Here is a 23,647-nt window from a genome sequence, read left to right as displayed (position 1 = left end):
AATAATCAAAGAAGTTCATACCCATACCTTGCGGCACTCTTATGCCACGCATTTGCTCGAAGATGGTATGGATATTATGACCCTCAAAGACCTTTTGGGACACCAGAATGTTGAGACTACAATGGAATACCTGCATATTGCCCAACTGGAGAGTCAGCGCATTTTTAGTCCACTCGATACGCTTTTTGCAAAATGCAGTCGGAAGTAGCCGATGCACTGCGAAAAGTAGGCTCTAAAATTGAAAGTTATGGACTCAATACGTGGCAATTGCGCACACTTCACGCCATTAAAAAATGCCGAACAGCGGAGTTGGGTGGTCATATCGATGCATGTGATGACTGTGGAAACATTACCATAAGCTACAACTCTTGCCGCAACAGGCATTGTCCCAAGTGTCAGGGCAACAAACGCGAAGATTGGATACAGGCTAGGGAAACAGAACTCTTGCCAGTGCCGTACTTCCACGTGGTTTTTACCTTGCCCGATAGTATCAATTCATTAGCGATACATCAGCCAAAATTGGTTTACGATACGCTTTTTGAAGCGACATGGGAAACACTAAAAATCTTTGGCAAAGCCAAAGAAATGCAAATGGGAATGATTGCGGTTTTGCACACTTGGGGACAGCAATTGAGCTTGCATCCGCACCTGCATTGTATTGTTCCCGGTGGTGGAATCAATAGAGATGGACAGTGGAAAAATACAAGAACCGATGGCAAATTCTTGTTCCCAGTCAAGGCTTTGTCAAAAGTTTTTAGGGCTAAATATTGCGCCAAACTCAAAACGAAATCACCTATCCAATACGAACAAATCAGGCAGGATTTATGGAAAAAACCGTGGGTTGTTTTTGCTAAGAAACCTTTTGGAAATACAAAGTCGGTGGTGGAATATCTAGGACGTTACACCCATAAAATCGCCATTAGTAACCAGAGAATTAAAAGTATTGACGGGCAAAATGTGACTTTTGATTACAAAGATTACCGAATAGCAGGTGCAAAAAAGAAGATGACACTGACTCATCAAGAATTTATTCGGCGTTTTGCGTTGCATATTTTGCCCAAACGTTTTGTGAAAATACGACATTATGGTTTTTTGAGCAGCACTTGGAAGCGACAAAAGCTTAAGCTTTTACAAGAGAAACTCAAAGTAAAAGTGTTAGAAAAAGCAGAAAAGAAGCCTTTTTTGCCTAAATGTCCGTGTTGCAATACAGGTAATTTACATCGGATAGCGGTTTTTGACCAGCGTGGTCCACCTGCTTGGTATCTTGGCGGTGGCCAAAACACTATTCCCTATAAAAGCTAATTTTGTGGGTAAGGGCATGTGTGCCTAATCCCGAAACTTCGGCAAAGGAAAACACGTAAAAACCATCTTGATTTTACCGCACAAAAAAAGAGGCTCACTTGCCTCTTGAAATTCTCTATCTAAACTTTACGATAACTCCATAGTTCCTGCCAATGAACGGTTCCGTTCAACACAGGTTTCATTGTTCGGCTTGCAGCCGCAACGAAACCTTATCTGTTGGCAGATGTTTTTATTAGAAAGGTAAATCATCTCTCATTGTTTCATATTTTTTCTCGATTGCATCAAATCTTTCCCACAAATTATTTAAAATAATTTTCTTTTTATCTTCTGATACAGATTTAAGTAAGTTCGTAAATTGATTTAACCATTCTACTTTAAATACCTTTTTTGAAAAAAAACTATATTTACCAAGCATAAAAATGGATATAAGTTTATTAGTATTCTGTATTTCATTTTCTAAAATAGAATTTTTATGTAACTCCTCTAACTTTCTTATTATAATGTCTATTTGGTTTCGGTATTCATTTTTTTCAGAAACTGAACTGATTAATGCTGTAAGATTATTTGCGAAATTTTGATAAATCATTTTTTGAAGATCAATAAATTCTAATTCATTAGAAGTTTCACTAATAATATCTCGATAAACTTCAAAAAATGTAGAAATTCTATTCTCATAATTTGGTAAAATCATTTTTGAAATAGTTTTAGAAAATTTGAATTGGATATTTTCAATTTCTTTGATTATTTCTTCAAACATTTTACCAATGAAATATATTTCTGTTTTAATGTCATAAATTTCCTTTTTGAATTCATCCGGTTTTGAATATCTCCAATTTAACGTAATACTTTTATTTTTTGTTTTAAAGTCAATAAATTTTCCGAAACCAAAGTCTATAATTTTTAAAATACCATCATTTGATATAAGTATGTTTTCTGGTCTTATATCTCTGTGCAAAATATTATTTTCTTCTAAATATCTAAAACCATCTATAATTTGAATAAAAATATCATCAATTTTATTTGGATTTAGTAAAAGATATTCAACTATTGTTTTACCTTTAATATATTCCATCAAAATATAACCAGTTTTTTGTTCAGGATATAAGTAATAATTAAAAACTCTAACAATATTTTTGTGATATATTGAGTGAAGAATTTTTATTTCTCCTTTGAAATAATCATAGTAATTATCAATATCGTCCTCATTGTATGGCGAGTATTTTTTACAAACAAAATCTTCATCGATAATTTCATCTCTAATTAATATGGTTCTGCCAGTTCCACCTTGTCCAATTTCTTCGACATATTTATAATCTTTCGTTCTTATAAATTCAATTGGACTATTTTTTTGCATAATTTATATGTACTGTTTTTTTTTAAAATATCTGCCAACTAGTATATAGGCGAAACAAACTTTCGTTTATACACCCAATTATGGGTAGATTGGCGAAGGTTTGTTTCGCTTTATTGATTTCAAATATATTAAAAAATTCTTACAAATCATCAAAAGGGCTTTTTATTTGTTGGATACTTTTGGTACTTACATGGGTGTATATTTCAGTTGTTTTACTGCTACTATGCCCCAATAACTCTTGAATATATCTTAAATCGGTACCACTTTCTAATAAATGCGTCGCATAGCTGTGTCGCAACCAATGTAAAGTAGCGGGTTTTGTAATTCCTGCTTTTTGCAAGGCTTGTTTTAAAACTAATTGTAAACTTCTAGAATCGTATGACGTGCCTGCTGTTTGACCTTCAAATAAATAAGTAGTGGGTTTGCATACTTTATAATATTGTCGTAACATATCAAGTATTTTAGTGCTTAGAGGTACAATTCTATCTTTTTTTCCTTTTGCGTTTTTAAGTAATACAATATTCCTTTTTGAGTCAATATGAACGGGCTGAAGTGCTAATAACTCACCACAACGCAATCCACAACTGTAAATTAAACACAACATCATTTTATGTTTTATATTACTGTGTGCGTTCAAGATTAATTTTACTTCCTCTTTGCTCAATACGTTAGGTAATAGTTTTGCTCTCCTAGGTCGATGAATTGTATCGATGTCAATTTTGGTTCCTCTTATTGTCATAAAAAAAAGCTTTATTGCATTAACTATTTGGTTCTGATAGGAAGCCGAAAGGTTGTTTTTTAATATGTACTCGTTATTGTAGATAATTACATCCTCGTTATTGATTTCAGTAGCGGGTTTTTCTCTGTAGAAAACTAAGAATGATTTTAAAGCTTCGCTATAGGTACCAATGGTGCTTTCACTATAGCGTTTAGAGCGAAGCCATTGCTTGAATTTCTCTATTTGGGCTATCCCCTCGGGTGAAGGAATCAAATTTGTAAGTGGTTTTATCTTGAAACGTTCTCTGTTTTCGATTGTATCAGGGAGGTGCCAAACCGTTTTTTGCTGGCTCCATCGTGCTCCTTCTATTTGTTTTATGCGGGCAATCAGGTCTTGATTTTTTTCAAAATAAACAGCGATTCTGTTTTCGTTATTGTGTTTTATCAGTTTTGCTGCCCAAGTCATATTGCGTTGATTTTGTGATTGAAAGATACTGATTTTTTACAAATATTGTTTTGTTAGGCGAAAGGTTCTCATGGTAATTAGGCTTTTTTGCGTGAGGGATAAAAGTGGAAATCCTTTTAGGAAGCGGAGCGGAATAAAAGATTAAAGCGGATAGCCCGACCCGATTTTTTTAGCGGGTCACGCCCAAATTGTAAATTTTAGAATCAGTAGCAGTATTTGTGTAGCATTAATTTTTAAATATAAAAGGTAGTGGACTTTGCGAAAAACTTTGCGAACTTTACGGTCAAATAAATGAATATGAAAATAAATCCAAAAAACGGAATTGACAAGCTCATTTTCGGAATGAAACAAAATGATGTTACCGCTATTTACGGGAAACCTGACAGGAATTACAAGGACGAGGATGATAATGTGATTTTTGCATACAATAAACTAAAAATGCGTTTGACTTTCTATGTGGAGGAAGAATTCAAATTGGGGTATATCGTGGCTTCTAGTCTTGAAATGGAGCTGTTTGGTAATAAAATAATCAATAGAAAAATTAGTGAGGTCAAGAAGGATTTGGCCGCCAAAGGAATCATTAAATTTACTCAGGAAGAATTTGATACTTTTGAAAACTATTTCAATGAGGAAAACTGGATTATTTTTCAAACGGAATTTGATGAAGTAGTGAAATTTGAGATTGGTGCAATTATCAATCAAAAAGATGAATTTGACTGGAAATTCGGAAAGAAATAAAGCTCCTAAAATGGAACGCAGATGACGAGGATAAAACGGAGAATAACTGATTATTTATTACAGTTACTCCTCTTGTGCGAATAAATTATAAAAATAAACCCGACAGATTTTCAAGTCTGTCGGGGTTTTTTATTTGTGATTTTTTAAAATCTATTGTTTTGGAGTTGTTTGTTTTTCCATCATTTCTAATTCGAATACAAGTGTTGTATTAGGTGGAATAACACCACCGGCGCCTCTTTCTCCATACGCCAGATTTGACGGGATGAAAACGACTGCTTTGTCTCCAAAGGACATGTTTTCTAAACCTTCAATAAATCCTGGAATCATACCGTCTTTTTTTCCGGCTTCAAAAGGGAATGCTTGGTATCCGTTTTGTGCGGCACGGTTTGCATCAAATTTTCCGTAGTTTTTACAAACGTCCTCATAACTGCTGTCAAAAAGGGTTCCATCTTCAAAATAACCAGCATAGTGGAAATAAAATGTAGTTCCGTTTGCAGGTTTTACGCCAGTTCCTTTTTGGATTATTTTGTATGCTAATCCTGTTGGAGTAGTGGTTGCTGTTGCTTTTGTAGTGGCTAAATAGGCTTTTTTTGCGGCTACTACTGGACCGTATTTTTCAGTATATGCTTTTTTGGCTTCGGTTTCAATTGCTGCTTGTTTTGCTTTGTTTTCAGCGTTGATTGCATCCTGTTTCTTTTGGTCTTCGGATTTATTGTTGAAATAATCTGCGAACACTTTTGGGGCATCAAATTTTTTGGCTAAAACGCCTTTCCTTATGATGGTAATTTTTGTAATCACATCATTTGCAGCAATGGAATTCACTACATTCATTCCCTCAGTCACATGACCAAAAACAGTATGTTTACCGTCTAACCAAGGTGTTCCTTTATGGGTAATGAAAAACTGGCTTCCATTGGTCGTTGGTCCGGAATTAGCCATAGAAAGGATGCCGGGTTTGTTGTGTTTTAAATCCGTAATTTCATCCTTGAACGCATAACCCGGTCCACCAGAACCGTTTCCAGAGGGATCTCCTCCTTGAATCATGAAGTCTTTGATCACACGGTGAAATTTTAAACCATCAAAGAAAGGTTTTCCTTTTAGTTTTTCATTGGTTACAAAAGTGTTTTTACCTTCAGCAAGCGCAATAAAGTTAGCTACGGTTACCGGAGTTTTTTTGTATTCCAATTCAAGCACAATGTCTCCTTTGTTTGTGGAAATTGTTGCAAAAATTCCTTCGATAACTGCCGGTGCTTTTATTATGGGTTTCACGGCTACTTTTACGATTGGTTTTACAGCAGCTTTAACTGTTGTCACAGGTTTTTTTACCGGTACAGTTTTCTTTGTAGTTTGAGAATGCAGGTTTAACATTCCCACAAATAATAAAAACAGAATTTTAAATTTCATTTTTTAAATATTTAAGGTCTAACTTTTTTAATCGGTTATTGTTGAGGCATTGTTTCCAATAATTCAATTTCGAAAATGATATTGGCACCCGGAGGAATTACGCCACCAGCTCCCGCTTCACCATATCCTAATCGAGATGGAATAAAAAGTATCGCTTTATCACCAAAAGATAATTGCTCCAGTCCTTCAATGAAACCAGGAATCATGCCATCTTTTCTTCCGCTTTGGAAAGGGATAGGTTGGTACCCGTTTTGTGCGGCTCTGTTTTCATCGTATTTTCCAAAAGTTTTAGAAACACTTTCAATACTAGTGTCAAATAATTCTCCGTCTTCCAGAAAACCGGCATAATGTATAAAAACATTAGCACCATTAGCAGGTTTTTTGCCGCCGCCTTTTTTAGTGATTACGTATTGTAATCCTGTAGGTGTTTTTGTTGCTTTAGCTTTTAAAGTAGCAAAATAAGCAATTTTTTGCTCACGAACTTCTTTGTATTTAGCGTCGTAGATTTTTTTGTTTTCAGCATCAATCGCTGCTTTTTTCTTTTGATTTTCAGATTCTACTGAAAAATAATCATTGAATGTTTTTACGGCATTAAACTTTTTGGCCGCTTCACCGTTTCTAATGATGGTAACTTTAGTAATGTAATCATTTTGTACAATCTTGTTCACAACATCCATTCCTTTGTCTACCACATGACCAAAAATTGTGTGTTTTCCCTCCAGCCAAGGTGTTGCAAGATGTGTGATGAAAAACTGACTGCTGTTAGTTGTAGGTCCGTTATTGGCCATTGCCAAAACACCGCCTTTGTCAAATCTTAAATCTGAAAATTCATCTTTAAATTTATAACCGGTATCTCCTGATCCTGTTCCTAATGGATCTCCGGTTTGAATCATAAATTCCGGAATTACTCTGTGAAATTTTAATCCATCAAAAAATGGTTTGCCTTTAAGGTTTTCATTGGTAACAAATTCGTTTTTTCCTTCGGCTAAAGCGACATAGTTAGCAACAGTTATAGGTGCTTTTTCGAAATCTAATTGTACAATTATTTCACCTTTATTAGTTTCTATTTTTGCATATAAACCATCAGGAAGATTGTTGTGCTCTTCTTTACAAGAGTAAAATGAAGCAATAACTAGCAGTGCGAATAGAATCTTTTTTTTCATACGAATTTATTTTTATTGGGTTATAGTGTCTTTGGGTTTTAGTACGGTTTTAGTTTCTGGTTGGATAGGAGCAGGAATTACTTTCAGTGAGGCTTCGCCTTCTTTTTTATATACTGCTTCCGACTTGAAATCTCGTAAAGTTACTGTGCAAATCAAAGGTTGATTTGCACCAATTTTTTTTTCATCACCACGATAACCATATCCCATATTTGATGGGAAAAGGAAACTCACTTGTTCGTTTTTGCGCATTAATTTGATACCGTCACGCAAACCCATCATGATGTTTTGTTTGTCTACATAATAGATTTGAGGTCTTAATTCTAATTCAGAATAGATAACAACACCTTTTAAATCCTTTATTTCGTAATCAAAAAAAGCGACATCACCTTTTTTAGGAGTAAGGGAATCAATGTCATTCTTGGTCACATAAGTATACCAATATCCTTTTTTGGAAGCGATGTATTTTACGTTAGGATCACTTTTGATTAAAGCTTCAATTTGAGTTTCTTCATTGGCAACCAGTTTTTTATTGCGTGCGATTGATTTCTTCATAAAGCTTCCCGAAGTCTGTGAAATAGGCTTTCTGGCATCTTGATGCTGTTTACAGCTTGAAGCAATTATGGATAAAAAGAATCCAAATACGATTAACGTACTAAATTTTGACATCTATTATATTTTTAGCGTTGTTACTAGACCTTCAAATTTTCGTATCGTCTGTTCCATCGATACTTCTGATTTTCCCCCGGCAGCATTACGATGTCCTCCACCATTGAAATGGTCTCTGGCAAATTGATTGACATCAAAATCGCCTTGTGAGCGGAAAGAAATCTTGATGATTTTTTCTTCTTTATTTTCGATAAATATAGCAGTAAAAACGATTCCTTTTATACTTAATCCGTAGTTTACAATTCCTTCAGTATCGCCTTTTACATAATCAAAAGCATTTAACTCGTCTTGAGTAAGCGCAGTGTATGCGGTTTGATGTTCTGCTAATACCTTCATGTTTTGAAGTGCTCTTCCTAATAATTGTAATCTTCCATAAGAGCTGTTATCAAATAACAAGGTTGGAATCTCCGTATTTTCGACACCTAAATCAATTAATTCAGCGATAATTCTATGGGTTGTTCCTGTTGTTTTTGGAAAACGAAAAGAACCTGAATCAGTAAGAATTCCGGTGTAAATACAAGTCCCTATAGTTTTATCAATGTCTTCTTTTTTTCCAAGAAATAAAATGAAGTTGTAAATCATTTCACAAGTAGATCCAAACGAGGTGTCAGAATAGGTAAATGTGGCATAATCATCTGGTTTTTGATGATGATCGATCATGATAAATGGCGCTTTCAACTTGGCTAAAACATTCTCCATTTCGCCTACGCGGTGCAAAGCATTAAAATCTAAAGTAAAAATAAGCTCCGCTTCTTCCAGTATTTTAGTACAGTTTTCTTTGTCCTTTTCGTAAACTTTTACGGTTTCTGAGCCAGGCATCCAAGCCAGAAAATCAGGAAATTCATTTGGAGAAACCACCACAGGATGGTGATTGTTTTTTAATAAAAAATGATATAATCCTAAGGTAGAGCCCATGGCATCTCCATCAGGACCTCGGTGTGGGATTATGGCAATCTTTTTTGGAGTTGATAATAACAACTGTATCGCTTGAATGTCTTGTATTTTCATAGATTGCGAAATTACATTTTTTTAATGTAATGTTGAAATCATTAACAGGAATTTCACGGATTATTAAAGGCAGTATATTTCTATTTCTATTTTCTTCAAAATGGTTTTTGGGATGAAAAGAAATTTATTGGGAATCAATGTCTTAATTTTTTTTAATTTGGAATTAAATCTCGGAATCTATTTCTTAGTAATGCTTTTTATTTTAATAATGATTGTATTGATTTCATTATTAAGTTCTGTCATGTTAGCATCATACTTATCGGTGTTCTCGTTTAATTTTTTATAGGCAAGTTCATAGAATTCCATCCTTAATTCACAATATTCAATTAAAGTTTCATTTTGTAAGTGTATGGCTTCTGGAAGATATAATTTGTCAAGTTGCTTTAATAGCAGGATGTTTTCGTTCCAATAATAAATGCCTCGGTCTTTAATTTCAGACAATTTATTTTCTTTACTGTCCCCATAAAAAGTAGTGTACGATTCTAAAGCCATTTTCTCCATATCTACAAAATCTTGCATTCCTCCTTGATATTCCATGATTTGATAGATATATACTTTTGAATTTTTACTAAGTGTAAATAAACCTACAGTTAGAATGAGTGTTGTTGATGCGACTATTGAAATTCCAATTTTTCTGTTTTTAACCAATAATGCTAAGATAGAACCAAATCCTATTCCTGAAAGTAATCCTCCAATATGTGCCGCGCCATCGATGCCTTCTTTAAAACTGTTTGCAATATTTAAGACAATCAAAGTTCCTATTGTTAGCAACAGTGAGCTATTTGCTTTTTTGTCAATAGTTTTAAACAGGATAGATACTAATAAAATCCCATACATTCCAAAAATAGCTCCAGATGCACCAGCACTTACAATATCGGTATTGTAATATAAACTTGCTAAGCTTGCTATGAGTCCACAAAAAAGATAAGTAAGCAGGAAATCTCTTTTTTTTAAGTAGGATTCTAATAATAAACCAACATACGCCAGCGCGTAACAATTCATTAGCAAATGAAAAATCCCAATGTGTACAAAACAAGCTGAAATCAATCGCCACCAGTCGTTTTGGGTTGTTAGAGGGCCAAAGTTCCCGCCCCAATCAATAATATCCTGTGTTTTTGGTACAAAGATATTGACTCCCGAAAAACTCATTAAAAGAAAAATCAGAATATTTATATTGATGAGAATTGGGGTAATAAAATAATCTTTGGTAGGTATGAATATGGAGAAAAAAGAATAAAATTGAGTAATACTTCTATTTTTTTCTATCTCTGAATCCTGTTTTGTTGTCTCAGATTTTATAAAATCTTTCAGTGAACTTTCGTCTAATGCTAAAATGGATTCCTCTTTTTTTATTTCGTAAAATAAATCCAAAAAGGTATCAATATTCTTCTGATTTCTTCCGCGGTCATAAAGTTGATTTCCATTGCTAAAGCTTTCTATAAAAGGATCGTGATCCTCTAAAGTAATGACAATGGTTTCATTCCAAGTGTTTAAATCATTTTTTGATTGGGCTTTTAACCCGTTTTCATTTATTAGAGTTAAGTCCCACTTCAGTTTTTTAAAGACTTCAATAGCTATGTAAATAAGCTGCAACTTAGATAAGTTATTTAGAGGAATGTATTGTGAAGATGTAGAGGGAAGTCCAAAAGCCATTGCTGTAAAATTAAATTAATATGGAATTAAGAACAATACTACAAAAAAATAATTTTATAATTTTAAAAAAAAGTGTTTGTGCTTTACAAAAGTTCCATGTTTTTTCTTCTTATTTTTTGATACAGATGGTATTTTGCTCCTTTTACTATTTGAGCATTATAAATTCCTACGGACCCGGAAGAAAAATATGCTATAACGCAAGCAATGCCAATAAAAACACCACTTTCTATCCCAAAAAGTTCTATTCCCATAACCGTACAAGCGATAGGAGTGTGAGTTGCTCCCGAAAAAACAGCCACAAATCCCATTCCTGCTAAAAGTGCGATGGGTAAAGGAACTACAACCGATAAAGCGCTTCCCAATGTGGCACCTACGAAAAATAACGGAGTTACTTCTCCACCTTTGAATCCTGCTCCGAGCGTGAATCCGGTGAATAGTATTTTTAGAAGAAAATCATAGGAAGCATTTGGATTAGAAAACGAATCAACAATTATAGGAACTCCTAAACCGATGTATTTTGTGGTTCCAACAAAGTAAATTGCTAAAGCAAGTATTATTCCTCCTATAAAAGGACGAAGCGGAGGATAGGATATGGTTTTCGAAAATAAAGCGCCCCAAAAATGGGTGCTTCGGGAGAATAACATGGCGGCTAAACCAAAAATAATACTGACTGGAATTATCCAAAATAAGACAGTAAAACTTATTTCAGGGATAATAGGAATGCTATAATGAGTATGTTTAACATGCCAAAATTCAACGGTGAAATAAGCGATGTACGCCGTTAAAAACGACAGAAAAATACTTTTGTAATTGATTTTGCTAAAATAAAGAACCTCCAAAGCAAATAAGGCTCCAGCCAAAGGTGTACCAAAAACAGAGGCAAGACCTGCGCTTATTCCCAGAATGATTAGTGTCTTTCTGTCGGTAGTATCAAGTTTATCTCTCGACTGCGCTCGAGATGATAGTCTTGTGAATTGATCGGCGATGGCACCACCCATTTGTACTGCGGTTCCTTCACGACCCGCTGAGCCTCCAAAAAGATGCGTGATTAAGGTGCTAAAAAGTACTAAGGGAGCCATTTTTAACGGAATTATTTTTTGAGGATTCTCGTACTCTTCTAGCAATAAATTATTGCCTTTAGCTACAGATTCACCCCAATAATAATAGAGCAATCCTATTATCAGTCCGCCTAGTGGCAAAAGCCAAATCATCCAGTTATTGTGTTCCCTATATTGTGTGACCCAATCTAGTGCCACTAAAAAAAAGGCAGATGCCGATCCAGAAAAAATGCCTGTCATTACACAAATGAAAATCCATTTGAGTGTAACAAGCATTATTTTTTTAGCGTTTTCTAAATTCATTACCTTAATTAGAGAAGTATTTTTTACAAAAGTATTATAATCCTTCTTGAATTAATGGTTTTTCAGAGGCTATGGCGGTAAATTCGATTTCAACTAAATATTCAGGTGCTACGAGTTGATTAATTCCGTAGAAACCTGTGGTTGGTTTTATGTCTTTAAAAAACGTGGCGTGAGCAGTCGCAATGGCTTCAAATGTAGTAATATCAGTAGTAAAGATGCGGGTACGAATGACGTCTTTCATACTTGCATTCAGGTCTTCCAGAACTTTTTCTACGCGCTCTAAAATGTTTAGTGTTTGGGCATGGGCATCGTCAGCTTTTACTTTTTCACCATCAACAATGGCAACCGTTCCAGATACTTCAATGATGTTCCCAATGCGTACTGCACGGCAATATCCCATTTTATCTTCCCAAGGTGAACCTGTTAATATGTTTTCTCTTTTCATTTTAATTGTATTTAGGTGTTATTTTACATTATTTAAATGCAATTTTTGGTGTGGCATAATATTTGCAATTTATAAAAATTACTGAAATTAAATACAGTAATTTTTAAATAAAAACTTCAATTTTTGTTGAGAATTGTTAGAATTTTAGATGTTCTAGAAGGCAATAAATTTAAAAATTGAATGTTATAAATGAAAGTTAAATTATACTATTATTAGTCATCACATATGATTCGTTTTTTAATTTTAAAATTTTACAAGCACTGATAAACTAATTTAAAAAAAGTTATGAAAAGGATTTTATTTTTAATGATTGCAATAAGCATCTCCTTAAGTGGATATGCTCAGAATGAATTTAGTTCAAAATTTAAACCCGTTCCACTTAAAAATAATGCTCCTAAAATTAAAAAAGAAACACCTCCAAAAGCAGATCAGCCAAAAAAAACAAGTCAAAAAGTTATAAAGAAACAAGACGTTTCTCTAGATGTACCAAAAATTAATTTTATAAATCCAGATAAAATTATTAAAAAACCAGAAAATTCAGCTGTTGTTACTTATAAACGAAACCAAAATTTGGGAACTTTTAAAACGGGTTCTCTTACAGCAAAAGTAAGATATCGCGATGCTGCTTATGTTGATGGCGATAAGATTAGAGTATATTTAAACGATAAAGTAGTAGATTATGAGGTGGTTTTGGATGGGGATTTTAAAGGTTTTGAGATAAAATTAGAAAAAGGGATTAATAAGATTGATTTTGAGGCATTGAATGAAGGATTTGCGCCTCCTAATACAGCAGAATTTCAAGTGTTTGATGATAAGGGAGGTATTATTTCTGCCAGTCAATGGAATCTTGGGACAGATTTCAAAGGGACCTTAATATTGATGAAAGATTAGGAATGTTCTTTTTTAAATTCAATAAATAAATAAAATTAATTTATATTATTTTTGTCGTTTAAATATTATTTTTAGTTTTAAATTTTCAATAAATATTGACTTATCAATATTCTCTTACTATGAAACAGATTCTTTTTTTTATAATAATTAGTATTGGTATTTCTTCAAAAAGCTATAGTCAGATTGAATTTAGTAAAAAATTTAAAGCAATTCCACTTAAAAATAATGCCCCTAAAATAAAAAAAACAGTTCCACCTGAAACTGATATACCGCCAATTTATACTCCAAATGTTTTTAAAAGTCCTGAAATTAAAACCCCAAGTTCAGTATTGAAAATTGGAGAAGAAAATACTATAAACATGACTCCAAAAAATGATTTTATTAATCCAGGAGATGTCTATATGGATAAAATGGAAAAGGATTTAGATAAAACATTAGTCAAGCAGGGTTTGAAGGAAGATTCTAGATTTTTAGTTAAAATTGATGTCAATTTTGGAGAAATTAGAACTAAATCAAAATATTTTGTAATTAAATTTCGTGATTTTGGACAGATTGATGGAGATTTAGCCAGAGCGTCACTTAATGGTGTTGTTACCGAACAAAAATTAGTAATGAAAGAAAATTATCAGGAATTTAAAATATTTTTTAAAGAAGGAATAAACACGTTTGAAATTGAAGCTCTTAACAAAGGTTTGTTAGGAGGAAATACAGCTGAATTCCAGATTTATGATGCAGAAGGAAAATTTATTAAATCTGATTTTTGGGAAAATTGGGATGCAGGAGTAAAAGGAAAGTTTATAATTGTTAAAGAATAAAAAGCATTTTAGTATCGCTGATTTCTTAAAATGGATCAGCGGTAACTTTGAATTTCATATTAGATTTCACCGTTATATCTTGTGTCAAACTTTCTTTAATAACTGCTTTTGTTCTTATTTTGTATGAAGATGCTTTGATGTATTTGTCTAATTTTTGTGAAGTACATGTTAGATTTATGGTATTTGAAGTCGAATTAATTTCATCTAAATAAGCCAATTCTATTTCATCATTTGCATCAGTTGATATGTATAAATGAATTGATTTTAAAAAACTGAATGACTTATTGCTAGGATCTGTGATGGTCAATTTTAACTCCGTTAATTTTACATCTTTTACTAATTCAGCTTTGGTGTTGTTGTTTTCAAAAGTGGAGCTTGAGTTTGTGGTAACATCTGGAGTAACCACATTAAAAGCAGTGCCAAGAGGAAATCCACTTTCAATTTTAAAAGTTGTTTGATTGTCTATCGAAAAAGTCAATAAATCATCAATCACATTACACGAAGTAATTAAAAGCATTACTGTTACTATTGATAAATAAATTTTTGTTCTCATTTAGATGTTGTTTTATTTTAAATTAATTTTTTAGAATCCTTAAGTTCACTTACGTAAATTATAGCGTAAGGGTTTTTTTTAGGCTATTTGATTTGATTTTAGAACAATAATTGAGGTGAGACAAATAAAAAGAATATTTTTCAAAAATCAATTTTTCAATTCAAAATATAAAAAGTATTTTTGCGCATGCAACACAACGTACTTATTTTAGATTTCGGATCGCAATATACACAGCTTATTGCGCGTAGAGTTCGCGAATTAAATATATTCTGCGAAATTTTCCCATACAATCATTTTCCGAGTGATTTATCATCTTATAAAGCAGTAATTCTTGGAGGTAGCCCTTTTTCTGTTAGAGGAGAAGATGCGCCACATCCTGATTTATCTCAAATTAGAGGAAAACTACCTTTATTAGCCGTTTGTTACGGAGCGCAATACTTATCTCATTTTAGTGGAGGTGAAGTAGCTGCTTCGAACACGAGAGAATATGGTAGAGCTAATTTGTCTTTCATAAAAGAGAATGAAGTTTTCTTTGAAGGTGTTTCAGAGAACAGCCAAGTTTGGATGAGCCATAGTGATAGTATTAAGGTATTACCAACCAATGGAGTAAAGCTTGCAAGTACACATGATGTGGAATTTGCAGCGTATAGAATTGAAGGTGAAACAACTTATGCAATTCAATACCACCCTGAAGTTTTCCATTCTACGGATGGATCAAAAATGCTGGAAAACTTTTTAGTAAAAATAGCAGAAGTTCCTCAAAATTTCACACCAAATGCTTTTGTTGGAGAAATGGTGGCAGAATTAAAAGAAAAATTACAAGACGATAAAGTAGTTCTCGGTCTTTCTGGTGGAGTAGATTCTACAGTAGCGGCAGTTTTATTGCATCAAGCTATTGGGAAAAATCTATACTGTATTTTTGTAAATAATGGTTTACTTCGTAAAAACGAATTCCAAAATGTATTAGATCAATATAAAGGAATGGGTTTAAACGTAAAAGGTGTAGATGCCGGAGATCGTTTTTTATCTGAATTAGCAGGTGTAAGCGACCCGGAAACAAAACGTAAAATTATTGGACGTGTATTTATCGAAGTTTTTGATGATGAATCACACCTTATAGAAGATGTAAAATGGTTAGCACAAGGAACAATCTATCCTGATGTTATTGAATCAGTTTCGGTAAAAGGACCTTCGGCGACTATTAAATCACATCATAATGTAGGAGGTTTGCCTGATTACATGAAATTAAAAATTGTAGAACCACTTCGTATGCTTTTCAAAGATGAAGTGCGTAGAGTAGGAGCTTCATTAGGAATTGATCCAGAATTATTAGGAAGACACCCTTTCCCGGGACCAGGATTGTCTATTAGAATTTTAGGAGATATCACGCCGGAGAAAGTTAGAATTTTACAAGAAGTAGATTCTGTTTTTATCGAAGGATTGAAATCTTGGGGATTATACGATAAAGTTTGGCAGGCAGGTGCAATTTTGCTTCCGGTTAATAGTGTAGGTGTAATGGGCGATGAGCGTACTTATGAGAAAGTGATTGCGCTTCGTGCAGTAGAATCTACAGATGGTATGACCGCTGACTGGGTGCATTTACCGTATGATTTCTTGATGAAAGTATCTAATGATATCATTAATAAAGTAAAAGGAGTCAATAGAGTGGTGTATGATATTAGTTCAAAACCGCCAGCAACTATTGAGTGGGAATAATAATTTAGATTTTAATGTAATCATTTGAACATCATTGTTTTTAATGTTCTCTATAAAACGGTATCAGATTTTTGGAATAAAATTTGATACCGTTCCGTTATTAATGATTGAATAATTTTATAAATAAAAATGATGAAATATTTTTTTGCGATTTGTATAACGGTTTTGTTTTTTAATTACAGCGTTTTTTCACAAGAAAAAACGACTACGCACAAAGTAGGGAAAGGAGAGACAATCAGTCAGATTGCAATAAAATACAACGTTACTCCGTATGATATTTACCAATTAAATCCAGATGCGCTAAGTGGTTTAAAACCCAATAGTGTTTTGCTGATTCCAAAAAGCAACGGAAAACAAAAAGTAGCGGTTCAAACTAAGGCAAATGCGAAAGCGATTACCCATGAAGTAGCTCCAAAAGAAACCTTGTATGGAATCGAAAAAAAATATGGTGTTTCTGACGAAGCGCTAAAACAAGCAAATCCTTTTTTGGAAAAAGATGGATTGCAAATTGGTCAAATTCTTACTATTCCTTCCGACATTGGACAAAAAAATACTTCTTCAGTACTAACAAAAGCAGTATATCACGATGTTCTTCCAAAAGAAACCAAATATTCTATTGCTAAAAAATACGGTATTACCATTGAAGAATTAGAGAAAAAAAATCCTGAAATAGTTACGAATTTGCCTATTGGTTATAAATTAATTATCAAAGGAACTCCCGAAACTTCGAGACAAAAAGAGGATAAAACTGCCACAGTGGTTGAAGCTAAAAAAGAAATTGTAAAAGCCAGTCCCGAAAAAGTTTCTACTGCAGTCAATTATTTGAATTACACGGTAAAACCAAAAGAAACCTTGTATAGTTTATCAAAAATGGTAGGGATGTGTCAGGAAGAATTAATTACTCTTAATCCTGCTTTATCTCAAGGTGTTGTAGAAGGAATGATTTTAAAAGTTCCGGCAACGATTAGTATCCCACAGGAAACTAAAAAAGAATACGCTGTAATCTCAAAGAAAAGTAACGGTAGGAAAAAATTAGTATTGCTTTTGCCTTTCAATATTTCAAAAATTGAGGGCGATACGGTCAATTCGACTTCCATGCGCTTGAAAAAAGACAAGTTCTTGAACATGACTTTAGATTTTTATGCAGGAGCTTTGGTAGCGATTGATTCGGCTAAACAACTTGGACTTGCTATAGATGTGAGTGTGTTTGATTCTCAGGAAACTAAAAACACTTCTAATATTGTTGCAATTATTAAAGAAAATAATCTTGAAAATTCCGATGCTATCATTGGGCCATTTTATCAAAATAATGTAGAGAAAACAGCCGAATTATTAAGTGCAAATGAAGTACCGGTTATTTCACCTTTGTCAAAGGATACAGGTAATTCGTTTAGTAATATGCTTCAAACGATTCCTACTGTCACAGCGGTTAAAAATGCTATGTTCGATTTCATGAGAGCTAAGAATGGGAATATTATTGCGGTAGTTGATAAGAAAAAAGAATCGGTTATACAGTTTATTAAAGAGAATCATAAAGATGTAAAATTTTCAGTGCTTACTGCAAATGGTGGTGTATCTGCTGAAAATTTGAAAAGTTTATTTGTAAAAGATAAAATAAACTATGTAGTGATGGAAACCGGAAATACCGGAATGATTAAATCAACAATGGCAACTATGTTAGGTGCTATGGCTGCTTATAGGGTACAATTGGTTATTTTGGAGCCAAATGAAACTTTAGATACAGACGAAATTAGTTTTGTGAATTTAACAAAATTGAAATTAATGTATCCTTCTGTTACTCGTGAAAACGAATCTCCTGAAGCTTTAGTTTTCGAAAAAGAATTTAAAAAGAAAAACAAAATTTATCCTAGTGCATTTGCAACTCGAGGTTTTGATATTACTTTTGATACTATGATGCGATTGTCACAAGACAAGAAATATCAAGAAACGATTGAAACTACAGCTACAGAGCAAGTAGATAATAAGTTCGAATTTTACAAAAAAGAAGACGGTGGTTATATTAATAAAGGGGTGTATATCTTATATTATGACACTGATTTAACTATAAAAGAAGCAAACTAATGACATCAAAAGTAACCTACTTAGGGGATTTAAGAACCTCTTCCATTCATTTACAATCAAGAAATGAAATTATTTCAGATGCTCCACTAGACAATAATGGGAAAGGCGAGGCTTTTTCTCCAACGGATACCGTAGCCAATTCTTTGGCAAGTTGTATGATGACGGTAATGGGAATAAAAGCACGTGATTTAGAAGTTGATTTGAAAGGCTCCACTGCTGAAGTTACTAAAATCATGAATGCCGAACCAAGACGTATCGGTGTAATCGAAATTACTTTTGAAATGTATGGAGAAGCGGATCAAAAGAATAAAACTATTCTGGAAAGAGTTGCTATGACTTGTCCTGTTTTTCTTAGTTTAAATAGTGAAATCGAAAAACGTATTATTTTTAACTGGAAATAAAATAGAGTAGAGAAGAAAGAGGCAAGGAGTAAGACTATTAAATAAAGCTTACTTCTTGTCTCTTTTTCTTTTTTTTCTTCAAAAAAATGGATCAAAACCAAAAACAACTCATCAAACTTGCTCATACTAAAATGCCTTTTGGTAAATACGAAGGAAAGTATCTTATTGACTTGCCTGAATATTATGTGGTTTGGTATAGCAATAAAGGATTTCCGAAAGGGGAGCTAGGGCAGCAGCTTCAATTGATATATGAGCTAAAATTGAACGGATTAGAGGAATTGATACGAAATATTAAAAAAAGATACCCTAAACCACTTTAATTTATGAATTCAATAATGTTCTGAATTTTAAATTGGAACGTTTAATAATTCTTAAATTTCAAAATTATCTCATTTTCAAATTAGCTTTTTCTCAATTTATAATTGTATTTTTGCCAAGTTTTTTACTCAACTACAACACAAACAACAACAGAATGAATCAAACGAAATATATTTTTGTCACTGGCGGTGTGACTTCTTCTCTAGGGAAAGGAATCATAGCAGCATCATTGGCAAAATTGTTACAAGCCAGAGGGTACCGTACAACTATCCAAAAGTTTGACCCTTATATTAATGTAGATCCAGGAACATTAAATCCTTATGAACATGGGGAATGTTATGTTACTGATGATGGAGCAGAAACAGATTTAGATTTAGGACATTACGAGCGTTTCTTGAATGTTCCTACTTCTCAGGCGAATAATGTTACTACTGGAAGAATTTATCTTTCGGTTATTGAAAAAGAAAGAAGAGGAGAATTTCTTGGTAAAACGGTACAAGTAGTGCCTCATATTACCAATGAAATTAAAGATAGAATGCAATTGCTTGGTAAATCAGGTGATTATGATATTGTTATTACAGAGATTGGTGGTACAGTAGGAGATATTGAATCGTTACCTTACATAGAATCTGTTCGTCAATTAGTTTGGGAATTAGGAGAGCACAACGGAATTGTGATTCATCTTACTTTGGTACCTTATTTGGCTGCCGCAGGAGAATTGAAAACAAAACCGACACAACATTCCGTTAAAACGTTGATGGAAAGTGGTATTAAAGCGGATATTTTAGTTTGTAGAACAGAGCATGAAATTTCTGAAGAACTAAGAAATAAATTAGCATTATTCTGCAATGTAAAAAGAGAAGCTGTTATTCAATCTATTGATGCTTCGACGATTTATGAAGTGCCAAATTTAATGTTGGAAGAAGGACTTGATGTAGTTGCATTAAAGAAATTAGATTTACCTAAAAAAGCGGCTCCAGATTTGAAAAACTGGAATACTTTTTTACGCAGATTGAAACATCCAAAGCATACTGTAAACATCGGTTTGATTGGTAAATATGTAGAAATGCAAGATTGTTACAAATCTATTCTGGAAGCATTCATTCATTCAGGTGCAGCAAATGAAACCAAAGTTAATGTGATTTCTATTCATTCAGAACACATTGACGCCACAAACATAAACGAGAAATTAGCCGGTTTAGACGGAATTCTTGTTGCTCCTGGTTTTGGAGAAAGAGGAATTGAGGGAAAAATCGAAGCAGTTCGTTATGCCCGTGAAAATAAAGTGCCGTTTTTCGGAATTTGTTTGGGTATGCAAATGGCAATTATAGAATTTTCAAGAAATATTGTAGGCTATGCTGATGCAAATTCTACTGAAATGAATGAGCATACTTCCCATCCGGTTGTAAACCTTATGGAAGAGCAAAAAACGATTACTGATAAAGGAGGAACAATGCGTCTTGGAGCATGGAAATGTGATATAAAACAAGATTCATTGGCATACAAAATTTACGGGAAAGAGACTATTTCGGAACGTCACCGTCACCGTTATGAGTACAATAGTAATTATGTAGCGCAATTGCAAAATGCAGGATTAATAGCTTCAGGTGTGAATCCAGATACAGGATTGGTTGAGATTATAGAAATAGAAAATCATCCATTTTTCATTGGAGTACAATACCACCCGGAATATAAAAGTACAGTAGCGAATCCGCATCCTATTTTTGTGAATTTCGTAGCAGCAGCGGTTCAGGCAAAGAAAAAATAGTTGTTGTTTTTTGAAACAATTCTTCAAAGTTCATACTAATAGATTAAACTTTTTTTAAATATAATAATGGAACAAAAAAAATTCGACCTCAATTCGATTATCGGTTTTGCATTAATTTTTGGTATTTTGGTATTCATCATGTACCAAAATCAACCTGACCCAAAAGTGGTTGCAGCTGAAAAAGCACAAAAAGAGTTGTTGATTAGAGAAGCTAAAGCCAAAGAATTAGAGGCGAAAACTGTTGCAAAAGCTACTATTGCCGTTGCAGCAACCGGAGATTCTACACAATTGGCCCAATTGCAAAAAACATTAGGGAATTTTGCTTATTCTGCTACACTTCCTTCAGCTACAGCTGGTTTTACAACTATTGAAAACGAATTGGTTAAATTAAAAATTGCCAATAAAGGGGGATATATTGTTGAAGCCACTTTGAAAAAGTTTGAAAAATTCAAGAAAGGTTCCGGACAATTAGTTGAATTGATAAAAGACAATAATGCTAATTTAAATGTACAATTGCTTACCAGTGATAACCGTACTTTAAATTCTAAAGATTTGTATTTTGAACCTACTTTGACAAAAGTTGGAGCAGATCAAGTTTTGTCCATGAAGTTGAAAGCGGGAGCTAATGAATTTTTGGAATACAAATACATATTAAAACCAAACGATTATATGATTGGTTTTGATATCCATTCTCAAGGATTAAACAAAGTTTTAAATACAGCTAAACCGTTGGATTTAGAATGGAGCTTGAAAACCTTTAGAAATGAGAAAAGTGTATCTTATGAAAACCGTTATACTGAAATTTATTTTGAGCATAAAGAAGGAAAAGTTGATTACGCTGGTTTAGGTCAATCTGAAGAATCAGATCTTGAAAAAGCAACTTTTGTAGCTTTCAAACAGCACTTTTTCTCAACGATACTATTATCAAAAACTCCTTTCGAAACTGCTAAAGTTAAGTCGGATAATTTGGTTAAAGATGATAAAATCGATACTGTTTTTACGAAGCAATTTAAAGCAAATATCCCATTAGCTTTTGCAAATGGAGAATTAGATCATAAAATGAGTTGGTATTTTGGACCAACAGATTACAAGACTTTAAGTCATTATGATAAAAATTTAGAAAAAATTATCTCTTTAGGTTGGGGTATTTTCGGATGGATCAATAAATTTATTTTTATTCCATTATTCGGATTTTTAAGTACTTATATAGCTTACGGAATTGCTATTATTATTTTTACAATAATTATAAAATTAGCAATGTCGCCCATTACGTTCAAATCATTCTTGTCACAAGCCAAGATGAAAGTATTGCGACCTGAGATTACTGAATTGGGAGAAAAATTCAAAAAAGACCCAATGAAGAAACAACAGGAAACAATGAAATTATACAACAAAGCAGGTGTAAATCCTATGGCGGGATGTATCCCAGCCTTGATTCAGCTTCCTTTTATGTACGCTTCATTTCAGTTTTTCCCATCGGCTTTTGAGTTAAGACAAAAAAGCTTCCTTTGGGCAGATGATTTATCTTCTTTTGATGAAATAATTAGATTGCCTTTCTATATTCCTTTTTACGGAAATCACATCAGTTTGTTTCCAGTGCTTGCCTCGATAGCAATTTTCTTCTATATGAAAATGACATCTGGTGACCAGCAAATGGCGGCTCCGCAACAAGAAGGAATGCCAGATATGGCAAAAATGATGAAAATCATGATTTATGTATCGCCAATCATGATGTTGTTTTTCTTTAATAGTTATGGTGCGGGATTGAGTTTGTATAACTTTATTTCTAATCTAATTACCATTGGGATTATGATTGTCATCAAAAGATACTTTATCGACAGTGACAAGATTCATGCTCAAATTCAAGAAAATAAATTGAAAGAGCCGAAAAAACAAGGTAAGTTCCAGAAAAAACTACAAGAAGTGATGGAACAAGCTGAAGCTCAAAAAGCACAACAAAAGAAAAAGTAATAAATAAAAAATCTCGATATATTTCGAGATTTTTTTATTTACATATAATTTAAGCAATCCAAATTCGTTATTATAAAAAAGTAATTATGAAGGCATTTTATAAAAAAGGAATATTTATTTTAATGTTTTTGAATGTGTTTTGTCTTTATGCGCAAACAGATTTCAATAAGCTAGATGAAAAAGGTAAAAAACACGGAGTTTGGAAAGGGTTTTATGAGGAGTCAAAAAGACCCAGATATGAAGGGACTTTTGATCACGGAAAAGAAATTGGGATTTTTAATTTTTACGATGATACCAAAGCTAAATCCATAATTGCTACAAGAGAATTTAATGCAAAAGATAATTCAGCGTATACCATTTTTTATGACCAGAATAAGAATAAAGTAAGTGAAGGTAAAGTGGTCAATAAGTTATTTGAAGGACAATGGAAGTACTACCACCATGCTTCAAAAAACAGTATGACATTAGAGAATTACGTTAATGGAAAGTTGGAAGGTTTGCGTACCGTTTTTTATATCAGTGGTAAAATTGCAGAAGAAATCAGTTATAAAAACAATTTGAAGAATGGTTTTTATAAAAAATATACTGAAAAAGGAGTTTTATTAGAAGAGTCAATGTTTGAAAATAATATCTACAGTGGCTTAGCAATTTTCAGCGATACAAATGGGAATGTGGTCTCTAAAGGGCAGTTTGTAAATGGTAAAAAATCAGGAATTTGGCAGTTTTTTGAAAAAGGGAAATTGGTAAAAGAAACGAATATGAGTTTTCCTGAAAATGCGACAAAATCCAAAAATAATTAACTTTATACTTAACAAATACTGTTGTAAATCTTTTGTAACTTTGCATCCTTGTAAA

The 23,647-nt window shown here is 33.1% G+C and carries 22 protein-coding genes; 12 read left to right on the top strand and 10 right to left on the bottom strand.

The genetic code is table 11. The annotated features are described in order from the left end of the window. Both ACNQF6_RS13220 and ACNQF6_RS13215 read left to right on the top strand, forming a co-directional pair. On the top strand, positions 1–208 hold a 208-nt coding region (locus ACNQF6_RS13220), incomplete at its 5' end, for a tyrosine-type recombinase/integrase (protein WP_417966378.1). Further along, on the top strand, positions 193–1,302 hold the full coding sequence (locus tag ACNQF6_RS13215; protein ID WP_417966377.1) for an IS91 family transposase: 1,110 nt from the start codon (positions 193–195) through the stop codon (positions 1,300–1,302). The genes ACNQF6_RS13220 and ACNQF6_RS13215, both read left to right, overlap by 16 nt. Before the next feature lie 232 nt (positions 1,303–1,534). Here ACNQF6_RS13215 and ACNQF6_RS13210 read toward each other — a convergent pair whose 3' ends face one another. Continuing rightward, positions 1,535–2,656 carry a protein kinase family protein gene (locus ACNQF6_RS13210; protein ID WP_417966376.1) on the bottom strand — a complete coding sequence of 374 codons (1,122 nt, stop codon included), beginning with the start codon at positions 2,654–2,656 and terminating at the stop codon, positions 1,535–1,537. Positions 2,657–2,795: 139 nt separating this feature from the next. Continuing rightward, entirely contained in the window at positions 2,796–3,839 is a 1,044-nt protein-coding gene (locus tag ACNQF6_RS13205) for a tyrosine-type recombinase/integrase (RefSeq protein WP_417966375.1), read from the bottom strand. A gap of 297 nt (positions 3,840–4,136) precedes the next feature. Between ACNQF6_RS13205 and ACNQF6_RS13200 the strand changes: the two genes are divergently transcribed. Continuing rightward, on the top strand, positions 4,137–4,577 hold the full coding sequence (locus ACNQF6_RS13200; RefSeq protein ID WP_417966383.1) for a hypothetical protein: 441 nt from the start codon (positions 4,137–4,139) through the stop codon (positions 4,575–4,577). A 150-nt stretch (positions 4,578–4,727) separates the two neighbouring features. Here the strand turns inward: ACNQF6_RS13200 and ACNQF6_RS13195 are convergent, their stop codons facing one another. From ACNQF6_RS13195 to ACNQF6_RS13165, 7 genes are all read right to left on the bottom strand, one after another. Continuing rightward, positions 4,728–5,981, bottom strand: a complete 1,254-nt coding sequence (locus ACNQF6_RS13195; RefSeq protein ID WP_417966373.1) for a peptidylprolyl isomerase — start codon at positions 5,979–5,981, stop codon at positions 4,728–4,730. Positions 5,982–6,016: 35 nt separating this feature from the next. Beyond that, a complete protein-coding gene (locus ACNQF6_RS13190) occupies positions 6,017–7,144 on the bottom strand; it encodes a peptidylprolyl isomerase (RefSeq protein ID WP_417966371.1) in 1,128 nt (375 codons plus the stop codon). Between the two features lie 12 nt (positions 7,145–7,156). Then, complete coding sequence (gene gldI, locus ACNQF6_RS13185; RefSeq protein WP_417966370.1) at positions 7,157–7,810, bottom strand: gliding motility-associated peptidyl-prolyl isomerase GldI; 654 nt, start codon at positions 7,808–7,810, stop codon at positions 7,157–7,159. Between the two features lie 3 nt (positions 7,811–7,813). Beyond that, on the bottom strand, positions 7,814–8,818 hold the full coding sequence (locus tag ACNQF6_RS13180; protein WP_417966369.1) for a DHH family phosphoesterase: 1,005 nt from the start codon (positions 8,816–8,818) through the stop codon (positions 7,814–7,816). A gap of 177 nt (positions 8,819–8,995) precedes the next feature. Next, a complete protein-coding gene (locus ACNQF6_RS13175) occupies positions 8,996–10,471 on the bottom strand; it encodes a rhomboid family intramembrane serine protease (RefSeq protein ID WP_417966368.1) in 1,476 nt (491 codons plus the stop codon). An 83-nt stretch (positions 10,472–10,554) separates the two neighbouring features. Beyond that, positions 10,555–11,832 carry a voltage-gated chloride channel family protein gene (locus ACNQF6_RS13170; protein ID WP_417966367.1) on the bottom strand — a complete coding sequence of 426 codons (1,278 nt, stop codon included), beginning with the start codon at positions 11,830–11,832 and terminating at the stop codon, positions 10,555–10,557. A 34-nt stretch (positions 11,833–11,866) separates the two neighbouring features. Further along, positions 11,867–12,277 (bottom strand): RidA family protein, encoded by a 411-nt coding sequence (locus tag ACNQF6_RS13165; RefSeq protein ID WP_417966366.1) that lies wholly within the window; start codon positions 12,275–12,277, stop codon positions 11,867–11,869. Positions 12,278–12,562: 285 nt separating this feature from the next. Between ACNQF6_RS13165 and ACNQF6_RS13160 the strand changes: the two genes are divergently transcribed. Both ACNQF6_RS13160 and ACNQF6_RS13155 read left to right on the top strand, forming a co-directional pair. Beyond that, positions 12,563–13,168: a hypothetical protein gene (locus ACNQF6_RS13160; protein WP_417966365.1), complete on the top strand. Its 606-nt coding sequence runs from the start codon at positions 12,563–12,565 to the stop codon at positions 13,166–13,168. Between the two features lie 119 nt (positions 13,169–13,287). Beyond that, the gene (locus tag ACNQF6_RS13155; protein ID WP_417966364.1) at positions 13,288–13,983 is read left to right on the top strand and encodes a hypothetical protein; all 696 of its coding nucleotides are present in this window, start codon (positions 13,288–13,290) and stop codon (positions 13,981–13,983) included. A 25-nt stretch (positions 13,984–14,008) separates the two neighbouring features. Here ACNQF6_RS13155 and ACNQF6_RS13150 read toward each other — a convergent pair whose 3' ends face one another. After that, positions 14,009–14,536, bottom strand: a complete 528-nt coding sequence (locus tag ACNQF6_RS13150) for a hypothetical protein (protein WP_417966363.1) — start codon at positions 14,534–14,536, stop codon at positions 14,009–14,011. Positions 14,537–14,722: 186 nt separating this feature from the next. Here ACNQF6_RS13150 and guaA point away from each other — a divergent pair, with 186 nt between their 5' ends. The 7 genes from guaA to ACNQF6_RS13115 all read left to right on the top strand — a co-directional run bounded on the left by guaA (position 14,723) and on the right by ACNQF6_RS13115 (position 23,592). Then, positions 14,723–16,252, top strand: coding sequence for a glutamine-hydrolyzing GMP synthase (gene guaA / locus ACNQF6_RS13145; protein ID WP_417966362.1), 1,530 nt, complete (start codon positions 14,723–14,725; stop codon positions 16,250–16,252). 129 nt (positions 16,253–16,381) lie between these two features. Continuing rightward, positions 16,382–18,334 (top strand): PBP1 and LysM peptidoglycan-binding domain-containing protein, encoded by a 1,953-nt coding sequence (locus ACNQF6_RS13140; protein WP_417966361.1) that lies wholly within the window; start codon positions 16,382–16,384, stop codon positions 18,332–18,334. Beyond that, on the top strand, positions 18,334–18,735 hold the full coding sequence (locus ACNQF6_RS13135) for an OsmC family protein (RefSeq protein ID WP_417966360.1): 402 nt from the start codon (positions 18,334–18,336) through the stop codon (positions 18,733–18,735). Before ACNQF6_RS13140 ends, ACNQF6_RS13135 begins: the two co-directional genes overlap by 1 nt. Positions 18,736–18,821: 86 nt before the next feature. Then, positions 18,822–19,055 (top strand): DUF3820 family protein, encoded by a 234-nt coding sequence (locus ACNQF6_RS13130; protein WP_099714715.1) that lies wholly within the window; start codon positions 18,822–18,824, stop codon positions 19,053–19,055. 152 nt (positions 19,056–19,207) lie between these two features. After that, positions 19,208–20,821 carry a CTP synthase gene (locus ACNQF6_RS13125; RefSeq protein ID WP_417966358.1) on the top strand — a complete coding sequence of 538 codons (1,614 nt, stop codon included), beginning with the start codon at positions 19,208–19,210 and terminating at the stop codon, positions 20,819–20,821. A 66-nt stretch (positions 20,822–20,887) separates the two neighbouring features. Next, positions 20,888–22,792, top strand: coding sequence for a membrane protein insertase YidC (gene yidC / locus ACNQF6_RS13120; RefSeq protein ID WP_417966357.1), 1,905 nt, complete (start codon positions 20,888–20,890; stop codon positions 22,790–22,792). 86 nt (positions 22,793–22,878) lie between these two features. Continuing rightward, positions 22,879–23,592, top strand: coding sequence for a toxin-antitoxin system YwqK family antitoxin (locus ACNQF6_RS13115; protein WP_417966356.1), 714 nt, complete (start codon positions 22,879–22,881; stop codon positions 23,590–23,592). The last annotated feature ends 55 nt before the right edge of the window (positions 23,593–23,647 follow it).

The organism is Flavobacterium pasteuri (assembly GCF_048286615.1).
GTDB lineage: Bacteria > Bacteroidota > Bacteroidia > Flavobacteriales > Flavobacteriaceae > Flavobacterium.
This window is presented reverse-complemented; position numbering and strand designations above follow the sequence as displayed.